The 12,978-nt window shown below is 36.9% G+C and carries 8 protein-coding genes and 4 tRNA genes; 9 read left to right on the forward strand and 3 right to left on the reverse strand.

Annotation, left to right across the window (positions count from 1 at the left end):
• The 9 genes from A9G09_RS05235 (at position 1) to rarD (ending at position 6,604) form a co-directional block, all read left to right on the forward strand.
• The gene (locus A9G09_RS05235; protein WP_065633845.1) at positions 1-504 is read left to right on the forward strand and encodes a regulatory protein RecX; all 504 of its coding nucleotides are present in this window, start codon (positions 1-3) and stop codon (positions 502-504) included.
• Between the two features lie 206 nt (positions 505-710).
• Complete coding sequence (gene alaS / locus A9G09_RS05240; RefSeq protein WP_065633846.1) at positions 711-3,344, forward strand: alanine--tRNA ligase; 2,634 nt, start codon at positions 711-713, stop codon at positions 3,342-3,344.
• Positions 3,345-3,485: 141 nt separating this feature from the next.
• Positions 3,486-3,686, forward strand: coding sequence for a carbon storage regulator CsrA (gene csrA / locus A9G09_RS05245; protein ID WP_065633847.1), 201 nt, complete (start codon positions 3,486-3,488; stop codon positions 3,684-3,686).
• Between the two features lie 124 nt (positions 3,687-3,810).
• Positions 3,811-3,903 (forward strand) — tRNA-Ser (locus A9G09_RS05250).
• A 20-nt stretch (positions 3,904-3,923) separates the two neighbouring features.
• A tRNA-Arg gene (locus A9G09_RS05255) sits at positions 3,924-4,000 on the forward strand.
• 19 nt (positions 4,001-4,019) lie between these two features.
• Positions 4,020-4,096: transfer RNA gene (locus tag A9G09_RS05260), tRNA-Arg, on the forward strand.
• A 19-nt stretch (positions 4,097-4,115) separates the two neighbouring features.
• Positions 4,116-4,192, forward strand: a tRNA-Arg gene (locus A9G09_RS05265).
• Between the two features lie 154 nt (positions 4,193-4,346).
• The gene (gene serS / locus A9G09_RS05270) at positions 4,347-5,639 is read left to right on the forward strand and encodes a serine--tRNA ligase (protein ID WP_065633848.1); all 1,293 of its coding nucleotides are present in this window, start codon (positions 4,347-4,349) and stop codon (positions 5,637-5,639) included.
• A 68-nt stretch (positions 5,640-5,707) separates the two neighbouring features.
• Positions 5,708-6,604 (forward strand): EamA family transporter RarD, encoded by an 897-nt coding sequence (gene rarD, locus A9G09_RS05275; RefSeq protein ID WP_065633849.1) that lies wholly within the window; start codon positions 5,708-5,710, stop codon positions 6,602-6,604.
• Between the two features lie 44 nt (positions 6,605-6,648).
• On the opposite strand, the gene pflA is transcribed toward rarD, so the two are convergent.
• The 3 genes from pflA to pflB all read right to left on the reverse strand — a co-directional run bounded on the left by pflA (position 6,649) and on the right by pflB (position 12,946).
• Positions 6,649-7,425, reverse strand: a complete 777-nt coding sequence (pflA, locus tag A9G09_RS05280; protein WP_218056844.1) for a pyruvate formate lyase 1-activating protein — start codon at positions 7,423-7,425, stop codon at positions 6,649-6,651.
• Between the two features lie 351 nt (positions 7,426-7,776).
• Complete coding sequence (gene ltrA, locus A9G09_RS05285; protein WP_065562467.1) at positions 7,777-9,441, reverse strand: group II intron reverse transcriptase/maturase; 1,665 nt, start codon at positions 9,439-9,441, stop codon at positions 7,777-7,779.
• 1,222 nt (positions 9,442-10,663) lie between these two features.
• Positions 10,664-12,946 (reverse strand): formate C-acetyltransferase, encoded by a 2,283-nt coding sequence (gene pflB, locus A9G09_RS05290; RefSeq protein ID WP_065633850.1) that lies wholly within the window; start codon positions 12,944-12,946, stop codon positions 10,664-10,666.
• Positions 12,947-12,978: the final 32 nt, after the last annotated feature.

The following is a 12,978-nucleotide window of genomic DNA, read 5'->3' on the forward strand; positions in this document are numbered from 1 at the left end:
ATGAGTAAAAAACTTAATAAATTAATTTTAAATAAAGCTGTGCAATTACTTGCACAGCGCGATCATTCATCTTATGAATTACAAAATAAAATAGTGCAATTTTTTGCTAAAAAAATACAATGCTCAGAAGATGAATATCATGAACAGTTAAATCAATTAAAAATTGAAACCGCTGATGTTATTCAATATTGTATCGATCACAATTGGATGAATGACAGACAATATATCGAAAAATATATTGCTATACGCGCCAATAAAGGTTATGGTCAATATAAAATTGCATTAGAGTTAAAACAGCGTGGTCTGGACGTCGATTTAAGCCGTGAACTATTACAAATAACAGACATTAATTGGAGTAAAATTGCTCATCAACAATTATTGAAAAAGTTTAAACTCATTGATATTAAAAAAGATTATCGCCAAAAACAGAAAGTAATTCAATTTTTAACCGCTAGAGGCTATAGCCAAGATAATATTAAAACCGCATGTAATTTATTGACTTAAGTTTGTATAATACCTAGAATATAATACAGTTAAATTAAACACAGCCCATTACAAAGAAAGCTCACTATATCATTTTTATTTTTCCTTATATTTACTTGTTATATTAGTTAGATTCACCGCAGTATAAAGAATATTTACTTTTCAACTTTAGTTGTAACGGGTATATTACTATGTTTAAAAATCTATCGTTTAATATGGAAGCCTAAATGAAAAGCACTGCAGAAATTCGTCAAAATTTTCTTGACTTTTTCCATAGCAAAGGACACGAAATTGTCGCAAGTAGTTCCCTTGTTCCACATAATGATCCAACTCTTTTGTTTACTAATGCAGGAATGAATCAATTTAAAGATGTATTTCTTGGAATAGATAAGCGTTCCTACACTCGAGCAACTACCGCACAGCGGTGTGTACGAGCTGGTGGAAAACATAATGACCTTGATAATGTAGGTTATACTGCTCGTCATCATACATTTTTCGAAATGTTAGGTAACTTTAGTTTTGGTGATTATTTCAAACATGATGCGATTCATTTTGCTTGGGAGTTATTAACCAGTAAAGAATGGTTTAATCTTCCTAAAGAAAAATTAACTGTCACTGTTTATGAAACTGATGATGAAGCCTACTCTATTTGGCAAAACGAAATTGGTATACCTAAAGAACGGATTATACGCATAGGTGATAACAAGGGCGCGCCTTATGCTTCAGATAATTTTTGGCAAATGGGTGATACAGGACCTTGTGGACCTTGTACTGAAATATTTTACGATCATGGCGATCATATTTGGGGAGGACCTCCAGGTAGTGCTGAAGAAGACGGTGACCGATTCATTGAAATCTGGAACATTGTATTTATGCAATTTAATCGCCATCCTGATGGTACTATGGAACCTTTACCTAAACCGTCTGTCGATACCGGTATGGGATTAGAAAGAATTGCAGCAGTTTTGCAACATGTTAACTCTAACTATGAAATTGATTTGTTCAAAAAACTCATTAAAGATACGGCTCAAATCATTCAAACTAAAGACTTAGAAAGTAAATCATTACGTGTTATAGCGGACCATATTCGTTCTTGTGCTTTTCTGATTTCAGATGGCGTAATGCCTTCTAATGAAGGTCGAGGCTATGTATTGCGTCGCATTATTCGACGAGCAGTACGACATGGTCATATGCTTGGTGCAAAAGATATTTTCTTTTACAAACTAGTTAAACCATTAATTGAGGTGATGGGCAGCGCTGCAACAGAATTAGCGCATAATCAAAAAATGGTTGAAAATACCCTTAAAACCGAAGAAGAACAATTTCTAAAAACCCTTGAACGTGGATTATTTTTACTCGATCAAGAATTAGGTAAAATAACTGGTTCTGTGTTGCCCGGCGATATTGCCTTTAAACTTTATGATACATATGGCTTTCCATTGGATTTAACAGCCGATGTATGCCGAGAAAAAAACATCACAATTGATGAAGATGGTTTTAATAAATGTATGGAAGAGCAACGCAAGCGAGCTCGTGAATCTAGTGCATTTAGTGTCGATTACAGTAATGTTATTAAACTCGATGATAAAACCGAATTTTTAGGTTATCAGGAAACTGAAGCTTCAGGCAAAGTGATTGCCATTTTCCAAGGTGGCCATAAAGTCGAAAGTATTAATGCTGGTGATGAAGCCATCATTGTACTAGATAAAACACCTTTTTATGGCGAGTCAGGCGGACAAATCGGCGATAAAGGCGTGTTAACTGCTGCAAACGTTGAATTTAAAGTTATCGATTGCCAAAAATACGGTAAAAGTATTGGACATATAGGCAATATTACTAAAGGATCACTAAAAGTTGGTGATACAGTAACAGCAGCTATTGATGTTGAACTAAGAGAACGTATTCGTCGTAACCACTCAGCGACCCATTTATTGCAAGCGGCATTACAACAAATATTAGGTAAGCATGTTCATCAAAAAGGTTCCTTGGTTAATGATAGTTACTTACGCTTTGACTTTTCGCACAATCAAGCAATTACATCAGAGCAACTGATTGAAATCGAAAATCTGGTTAACCAACAGATACGACGCAACTTGCCAGTTGAGATAGAATTAATGCCTATTGATCAAGCAAAAAGCAAAGGTGCAATGGCATTATTCGGCGAAAAATACGAAGAAATTGTACGCGTATTAACTATGGGTGATTTTTCAATTGAACTTTGTGGTGGTACTCACGTTAGTAGAACCGGTGATATAGGTTTATTTAAAATCACTTCTGAGTCAAGCATCGCTTCTGGTGTTCGCAGAATTGAGGCAACATCTGGGCAAAATGCGATGGAATACATCCATTATGAAGCTAATTTGTTAAATCAAATTGGATTACTTATAAAAAGTGACAAATCGACAATTTTAACACGAGTTGAACAATTAATTGATCAAACTAAAGTGTTAGAAAAAACCATTGAGCAATTGAAGGCTGAAAAAGCTAGCCAAGAAAGTCAACAATTGTTAAATCAATGTGAAAAAATCAATAATAAAAACTTACTAATTGCTAAACTTGATAACGTCGAAGCTAAGCTGTTGCGCACAATGATTGATGATCTTAAAAATCAATTAAAAACAGGCGTCATAGTTTTAGCTGCTGTCAATGATGGCAAAATCAATTTAGCAGCTGGCGTAACTAATGACTTATTAGGCATTGTGAAAGCTGGCGAATTAGTTTCTCAATTAGCATTAAAAGTAGGTGGTAAGGGCGGTGGGCGGCCTGATTTCGCTCAAGCAGGTGGAATGGATCTTTCGGCGTTACCAGAAGCTTTATCTTCTGTAAAAAAGGAAATCAGTAATAAATTACAAGCAAGTTAGCCAGATATGCTCAAATGAATATTAATTAAACATTAGAGTGTATTCTGTAAAATTCCGTCTTTCTGTCTCACCGATGGAAGGCTGACGAAGCTATATCTTAAAATTGTTTGGATATATACTTAACTGATATTAGGAGATCTAATGTTAATTTTAACTAGGAGAGTAGGTGAAACATTAATTATTGGTGACGATGTAGTCATTACTATTTTAGGCGTCAAAGGTAACCAAGTCAGAATTGGTATCAATGCACCTAAAGAAGTTTCTATCCATAGAGAAGAAATATATAACAGAATCCATCATTCGCAAGACAAAATTGATGAGATATCTGAGCCCAAAGAGTAATATTGGGCAGGAAATAAACAACTAGTGCGCGCAAACGAAAAAATGTTTGACTTATTTTTTCTAGAACGTAATATGTGCGCCACACATTGTGATTTTGTTGTTGAAACCAAATCACAGTTGTTTTGGTGAGATGGCCGAGAGGCTGAAGGCGCTCCCCTGCTAAGGGAGTATGCGGTCAAAAGCTGCATCGAGGGTTCGAATCCCTCTCTCACCGCCATTTTTAAAAATTTAAAATATGCATCCGTAGCTCAGCTGGATAGAGTACCCGGCTACGAACCGGGCGGTCAGGGGTTCGAATCCCTTCGGATGCACCATTTTAAAAAATTCTAAAACGCATCCGTAGCTCAGCTGGATAGAGTACCCGGCTACGAACCGGGCGGTCAGGGGTTCGAATCCCTTCGGATGCACCATTTTTTTACGAACTTACAAGCATCCGTAGCTCAGCTGGATAGAGCACTCGGCTTCGAACCGAGCGGTCAGGGGTTCGAATCCCTTCGGGTGCGCCATTTCGGTTGAATCCCGGCATAATTCTAGTATACTAAGCTCACAAACTTTATATCTTTTATCAATCTACTTTTTTATTTATATATGTTGTTAGCTAGATTAAAATAACGGTTCAAGTAGATAGATAGCTTTAATAAATAATAATGGACTTTTTTTATGTTGGATCCAAACTTACTTCGAAATGAATTAGATCTTGTTGCCAAAAAATTATCTCGACGCGGATTTAAATTAGATGTTGAAACATTAAGTCAACTAGAAGAAAAACGAAAAGTTTTACAAGTTGAAACTGAAAACTTACAGGCTGAACGTAACGCCCGCTCTAAAGCGATTGGTGAAGCAAAAGCTCGTGGCGAAGATATCACGGCTGTACGTGAAGAAGTCAATAAACTTGGTGAAAAGCTCAATACCGCAAAAGCAGAGCTTGAAATCCTACTTAACCAAATCAAAGATATTGCATCAAATATTCCAAATATTCCTGATGATTCCGTTCCTGATGGCAAAGATGAAAATGACAATGTCGAAGTATCCCGTTTTGGTACACCAAGAACATTCGATTTTCCGGTACTTGATCATGTTGCTTTAGGTGAACGTTTTGGTGGGCTTGATTTTGCTGCTGGTGTAAAACTTACCGGTGCACGTTTTGTTGTTATGAAATCACAAATTGCACGTTTACATCGAGCGATAACGCAATTTATGCTAGATCTCCATACCGAGCAACATGGTTATGAAGAAATCTATGTGCCATACCTCGTCAATAAAGCTACCCTATTTGGTACCGGGCAATTACCAAAATTCGCAGGTGACCTATTTCACACTAAACCACTTGATGAAGAGGCCGAAAGCAGTAATTATGCACTAATCCCTACAGCAGAAGTACCCGTTACTAATTTAGTGCGAGATGAAATTCTAGATGAAAGTGTATTACCATTAAAAATGACGGCTCATACGCCTTGTTTCCGCTCTGAAGCGGGTTCTTATGGTAAAGATACCCGTGGTTTAATTCGAATGCATCAATTTGATAAAGTGGAGCTTGTTCAGATTGTCAAACCTGAAGAGTCCATGAAAGCATTAGAAGAGCTAACTGGGCATGCTGAAAAGGTATTACAGCTACTTGAGCTACCTTATCGAAAAATCGTATTATGTACCGGTGATATGGGCTTTGGCTCATGTAAAACCTACGATCTTGAAGTATGGGTGCCAGCTCAAAATACTTATCGCGAAATTTCGTCTTGTTCAAATATGTGGGATTTCCAAGCTCGTCGAATGCAAGCACGTTATCGCAATAAAGCAGATAATAAAACTTACCTAGTTCATACCTTAAATGGTTCTGGATTAGCGGTAGGACGAACTCTTGTTGCGATTATGGAAAACTATCAACAGGCTGATGGCTCTATCAAAGTACCATCAGTATTAGTACCCTACATGAATGGCGTAGAAGTGATTGGTTAAAGATAAATCAATTTAGCTTAAGATAGCGCTACTAATAGCGCTATTTTTTTATTAATTTAGGTGAAAAAATGATAAAAGGTGTTGTCCTTTCAATACTTGCATCATGTCTTTTTGGATTACTTTATTATTATCCAGTATTACTACAGCCGCTTTCGGTTGTCGATATTTTTTGCTGGCGATTATTAACGTCTTTTCCTGCAATCATTATTCTTATCTGTTTTGAAAAACAATGGTCAGCTATTGCTGATCTATTTTTGCGAATAAAACAACGACCAGTATTACTTTTGGGATTGATAGTATCCTCATTACTTTTGACCATCCAAATGCTTATTTTTATTTGGGCACCGCTTAATGGTCATGGTTTATCTGCATCTTTGGGATATTTTTTATTACCCCTAGCAATGGTCATTTTTGGCAAAGTTTTCTATGGAGAAACATTAACATTTTTTCAAAAAATTGCTGTCACTCTTGCCGCTATTGGTGTCTGTTTAGAAATTTACACAACCAGAGCCTTTTCATGGGAAACAGCAGTGATAGCGCTTGGTTATCCAATTTACTTTATGACAAGAAGAAAACTACAAATAGAAAGCATATCAGGGACCTTTTCAGATTTTTTCTTCATTTTTTTAGGTTGTCTTAGTTATTTTATTTTCAATTATAACGTACAACAAATTATTAATGATTTAACCCATTTTCATATCTTTATCCCTATGCTTGGGATAATTACCGCTATTGCTTTTGCCATGTATTTTGTTGCCAGAAGATTACTACCTATGGGCTTATTTGGATTGCTCGGCTATGTAGAGCCAGTTTTACTAACTTGTGTTTCTCTATTATTCTTACACGAATCAATCCCATCACAGCATATTATTTCATATGGATTTATTTGGTTATCTGTTTGTGTATTAGCGTTGGAAGGAAGTATATTTGTACTAAGAGCGATAAAGCGAAAAAGAATTCGCTAATTAAGCAGACACAAATCTTGTGCCTGTTTAATTTAAGGATGATATTACTTACTAAATGTCACAGGTTGGCCGTAGCTTTCTATAATAGATTGAATCCTATCAAGTGTCTCCCTTGGTGGGGCTTCAACGCCTTCCAATTGATACTTATCACCAAACGTTTCCCATTTGTAAGCACCAAGTTTATGATAAGGTAATAACTCTACTCGTTCGATATTACTCATGCCTTGGATAAATTTACCTAATAAATGTGCTGAGTCATCATCATCCGTCCAACCTGGAACAACAACATATCGAATCCAAGTTTTCTTATTAATTTTTTGTAAATATTTAGCGAACTCTAATACACGTTTATTTGATACACCGACCAACTTTTGATGTATCTCATCATTCAACTGTTTTAAATCAAGCATAACCAGATCAGTCACGTCCATTAGCTCTTCTAGAGTATGATCGATCTGTCTAGCATAACCATTGGTATCTAAACAAGTATTAATGCCCTCTTTATGGCAAGCTTTAAACCACTCAGTAATAAATTCAGACTGTAATGTCGCTTCTCCGCCCGATGCGGTAACGCCACCACCATTGGGCATAATAAAGCTTTTATAAGAAACTATCTCTTTCATTAACTCATCAACTGTCACTTCCTTGCCCGCTTTTAAATCCCAAGTATCGCGATTATGACAGTATAAGCAACGCATTAAACAACCTTGAAAAAAAACAATGAAGCGAATTCCCGGCCCATCAACTGTACCGAAAGATTCAAAAGAATGGATACGACCTTTAATCGGTTGTTTTGTTGTCATAATAATATTTTGTTCCATAAATGTTCTCTAATAATTACTCACATTGCTTTTATATTTATTTAAGTATTTTAACTCATATAATGTTATTTTTTACCAATTACATTAATTGAATATACTCTTATTAGTTGCAATTATACAAAATAAATACTAACAAGTATTAAATTTATCTTACCTATAGCAACATTTCTATAAGTGGATAGCAAATAATTCAATTGACAAAAAAATAGCGCCCAAATTGGACGCTATTTAATGCAAATCATCAATTAACTAAAGTCGGGTAGCAGCGGCATATTTCTATGCCGCCGCCCCCTAAGAACTGTACGAGCGAATTTCTCCGCATACAGCTCAAGCCTTTCTATTAACTTATTGCTAAGTCGGTTTCAATACTTCTAACTTCAGTGCATGAACTTTAATGTGACATACTGGATGTAATAATATTCTGTTTTTCAGTTTATTATCTCCGCCCTGTATGCGGTATATGATATGGTGGTCATGCCATCCCGTCTCTTTTGTGATAGGGAGATGACATAGTCCACACCGTCCTTTTTGTTCCTTATACAACCTTTGCCATTGACTTCTGTGCGAATAATCTTCGTACATCCGTTTTTGGTATAGTGTTTCGCCGTATAATTCCCATTCTGGTAAAAAGGGATTATATTCCGATTTTACCTTTATATGACGTCTAATTTCTGTCTTACTGCAACACAGTAATTCAGTCCATATCTTTTCTCCATGCCGATTCGTTGTATGTGTACCAAATATCCAGTCCCTGCTTTGTATCCTTGTGAAGTATTTCTCCTTAACAAATCGTTTCCGCCTGTTACTGTGTCTTCGGCAACACCATCGCCAAATCGCTTGCCAGATTAAATGGTCTACTTTACTGTACGTTTCTTTAGCCACAATGTTACGGTGATAGTTTGCCCACCCCCTTAACATCGGATTTAATTTTGCTATGAGTATGTCCTGCTTAACCATCTTCATTTTGCTTATCGTTTCTTTTACCTTGCGATAGAATGATTTCACATTCTTTTTACTCGGTTTAATCAACAACTTGCCTTTAAATGACCTCACAGTCCAACCTAAGAAATCAAACCCTTGCTTAATGTTCACAATGCGTGTTTTCTTTTCCGATAGGGTTAGTCCCCTCTCTTTCAAAAATTCTCGCATTACCGGAACAACTTCATCTTCAAGCAATACTTTCGAATTCCCCGATATGATAAAGTCATCCGCATATCGAACCATGTATACTTTGTTGGCACGCCGTTGTCTATTTCCAATTACACCAAAGTGTTTAGTTAATAGCTCGTCAATGCCGTCTAGTGCCATGTTTGCTAAAGTTGGTGAAATGATACCCCCTTGTGGTGTACCCTCTTCCGTCCGTCTAACCTGTCCCATATCCACTACGCCAGATTTTAACCATTTTGCTAATATTCTTTTATTCATTGGAATATTTGCTATTAACCAATCATGACTAATATGGTCAAAACAACCCTGTATATCCGCATCTAATACCCATTGCGCCGTTTGTCTCATTTGACGCCCTTTGCGTGAGAATATTTTATGCACGTGGCTTATCGCATCCGCCGTTGAGCGATTGATTCGAAAACCATACGAGTTTTTATCCGCCGTTGTTTCTGCAACAGGCTGTAAAGCAAATAAATGTAACGCTTGCATTGCTCTATCTTTCATGGTCGGAATGCCTAAAGGGCGCTTCTTTCCGTCAGACTTAGGAATATAAACCCGCCTTAATGGCATCGGTTTGTATCCTTTACTTGTCAACGTTGCAATTGCTTCCCATTTACTTTCAGGTGTTGACCATGTTACTTTGTCAACCCCTGCCGTTCTTTTACCTCTGTTTTCTGTCACTCTTCGTACTGCTAATTGCTTAGCGTACGTTGAGCGTGTTAGTAACCGTTGTAAGCGTTTAACCTTACGGTAGTCACCTTCAATTGTTGCCTTCGCAATCCGTACCTGCAATCCCTTAACATGTTTTGTTACTTTGACCCAATCAATATTGTGCCATTGCTCATTCATGTCAGGAGTCGCTGGAGCTGGACCACTTTCAACTTTTTCGTTAAACTTAGTGTACTCTTTCATACTTACTCCTGTAATAACAGAAATAAGCAGAAATCTACTTGGTGTTGTATGAATAATTTCTTCATCTGTGAAGGGAGGAAGAATTATTCAGTGTACCAAATAAATTCTACTTCTCTGTCACATGGTGAATTGTTAGAGTTGGGAAATGAGCTTGTTTTCACTTGCCTGTTTCCTTTCCCCATCCAATCATTCCCGAAGAAATGACCATAAAGGATTAGCCAACATCTTACGATGAAAGACCAGTTAAAAGTCTGCACCCTTTCGGATTAGGTCATGTTTCATACCCTATATTAGCCATTACAGCCAATCATTCGCTTTCTCTAACCTCCTTTACCTGCACTCCCAACAGCATCACTTACGCTTTGCCTGCCCTAAGGCGGAAATACGGGCTTACCAAGTTCCATTATTATCACACAAATAGTTAAGATGTTGTCTTTTCGCCGATAGTGTTTATGATGACGTATCCCCAATGTAAAAAAGAAATAACCCACTATATACCTTTTTGGTTAGAGCTTATCAGTAGCTTAAGCTCTTTACAATTCACGACGTTTATCAACAATTCACTTACGTTCATCTTTCTATTTAGCCTAGCCCCTCATGACATGCTACTTGCCATTACTTAATGTTACCTCACGATACGCATTAACCTTGCTGTTCCTCAAGGGGGTACATTGTCAGGAAGCTCCACACCAAACCGTTGCCAGTTTCGCATTATCCCTAGGCTACTGTTAGTCATATAACAGGTTGACTCGCACTTTTACCTAATCTATAGGTAATTGTACTTCAACAATGATAATAACAGCTTATGCACTTATAAACTTCACAATAGGTCAATTCTAACTTAAACTATATACTGATGAATTCTTTCGTTTCCTTGGGCGATTCAATAATTTTATTGAATTCCTTGGTATCTTCCAGAATATCAGATAGGATTAATTGAATTGTCCAAAGAATTTTGTTCTTTAGATATGAGAGGTGCCTCTCACAGACTAAGATATATTCTTTACCGAATACAGGTTATACAATATCCTTTCGGACATGTGTAACGCCCTACTCGGATATTGTGAGGATGGCTAATTAAAGTTGTTCACTTTAATTAACCCACCTAACTTTTGATTAAAATCAAATAGTTAGGCGCATAAGTGCGCTCTTGTCGCACTTACATTGATTGTGTAAAAGTACGTGAAATTACGTCTTTTTGTTGCTCTTTAGTTAAAGAATTGAAACGCACTGCATATCCAGAAACACGAATAGTTAATTGTGGATATTTTTCAGGATGATCCATCGCATCTAATAATGTTTCACGGTTAAGTACGTTCACATTAAGATGTTGACCACCTTCAATAGTTGCTTCATGGTGGAAGTAACCATCCATTAAGCCTGCTAAGTTACGTTTACGTGCACTATCATCTTTACCTAACGCATTTGGAACGATAGAGAAAGTATACGAAATACCATCTTTCGCATAAGCAAATGGAAGTTTAGCAACAGATGTTAATGAAGCAACCGCACCTTTTTGGTCACGGCCGTGCATTGGGTTAGCACCTGGACCAAATGGAGCACCAGCACGACGACCATCAGGCGTATTACCAGTTTTCTTACCATATACAACATTTGAAGTAATAGTTAACACTGATTGTGTAGGAATTGCATTACGATAAGTTTTAAGTTTTTGAATTTTCTTCATGAAACGTTCAACTAAATCAACTGCGATATCATCTACACGTGGATCATTGTTACCAAATTGTGGGTATTCACCTTCAATTTCAAAGTCCACAGCAAGACCATCTTCATCACGAATCGTTTTAACTTTCGCATATTTAATCGCAGATAATGAGTCAGCAGCAACAGATAGACCTGCAATACCACATGCCATAGTACGAATAATATCACGATCGTGTAATGCCATTAATGATGCTTCATAGCTATATTTGTCGTGCATATAGTGAATAGCATTTAACGCAGTTACATATTGTTTTGCTAACCAATCCATAAAGTGATCTAAACGAGCAAAAACTTTATCAAAATCAAGATATTCGTCAGTAATTGGCGCTTCTTTTGGACCTACTTGCATTTTTAGTTTCTCATCCACACCACCATTGATTGCGTATAGAAGAGTTTTAGCAAGGTTTGCACGCGCACCAAAGAATTGCATTTGTTTACCCACAATCATTGGGCTTACACAACATGCGATAGCGTAGTCATCGTTGTTAAAGTCAGGGCGCATTAAGTCATCATTTTCATATTGTAATGATGAAGTATCAATAGATACTTTTGATGCAAACTCTTTAAATCCACTTGGTAATTGTTCAGACCAAAGAATTGTCATATTTGGTTCTGGTGAAGGACCCATAGTGTAAAGTGTATTTAAGAAACGGAACGAAGTTTTAGTCACTAAAGTACGACCATCTACACCCATACCAGCGATAGATTCAGTTGCCCAAATTGGGTCACCAGAGAATAATTCATCATATTCAGGCGTACGTAAGAAACGAACCATACGTAATTTCATAACGAAATGGTCAACAATTTCTTGAGCGTCTTTTTCAGTGATTAAGCCGGCTTCAAGGTCACGTTGGAAGTAAATATCAAAGAATGTAGAAGTACGACCAAGAGACATTGCCGCACCGTTTTGTGATTTAACTGCTGCTAAATAACCAAAGTAAGTCCATTGTACCGCTTCTTGAGCAGTTTTAGCAGGTCCAGAAATATCGTAACCATATTTAGCGGCCATTTCTTTAATTTGACCAAGTGCACGATGTTGTTCCGCAATTTCTTCACGACGTTGCATAGTCATAGCTAAGTCAACACCATTTTCAAAATCAGCTTGTAATGAATTGAATTGCGCATATTTATCTTGCATTAAGTAGTCAATACCGTAAAGTGCAACACGACGGTAATCCCCAATGATACGACCACGGCCATAAGCATCTGGAAGACCAGTGATAACGCCTGATTTACGACAACGTAAAATATCTGGAGTATAGATATCAAAAACACCTTGGTTATGGGTTTTACGATATTCAGTGAAGATTTTTTTAACTAAAGGATCAAGTGTACGGTTATAAGCCTTACATGAGTTCTCGATCATTTTAATACCACCAAACGGAATAATCGCACGTTTTAATGGTTTTTCAGTTTGTAAACCAACAATTTTTTCTAAATCTTTTTCAATATAACCTGCGTCATGAGCAGTAATTGTCGAAATAACACTTGTATCAAAATCCACAGGGGCATGGGTAGCATTTTCAATTTTAATGCCTTCCATTACTTTATCCCATAACTTAGTTGTCGCATCAGTTGCACCAGCTAAGAAAGACTCATCGCCTTCATATGGCGTGTAGTTCTTTTGAATAAAATCGCGGACATTAACATTATTTTGCCAATCACCATCTTTAAATCCTTTCCAAGCAACTGCTTGTACTTCGTTTAAATTACTCATAGTTTTTCACCTCAGGTTTACAAAAATAGTTA

Origin of the sequence: Gilliamella sp. wkB292 (assembly GCF_001690235.1) — a bacterium.
GTDB classification, from domain to species: domain Bacteria; phylum Pseudomonadota; class Gammaproteobacteria; order Enterobacterales; family Orbaceae; genus Gilliamella; species Gilliamella apicola_F.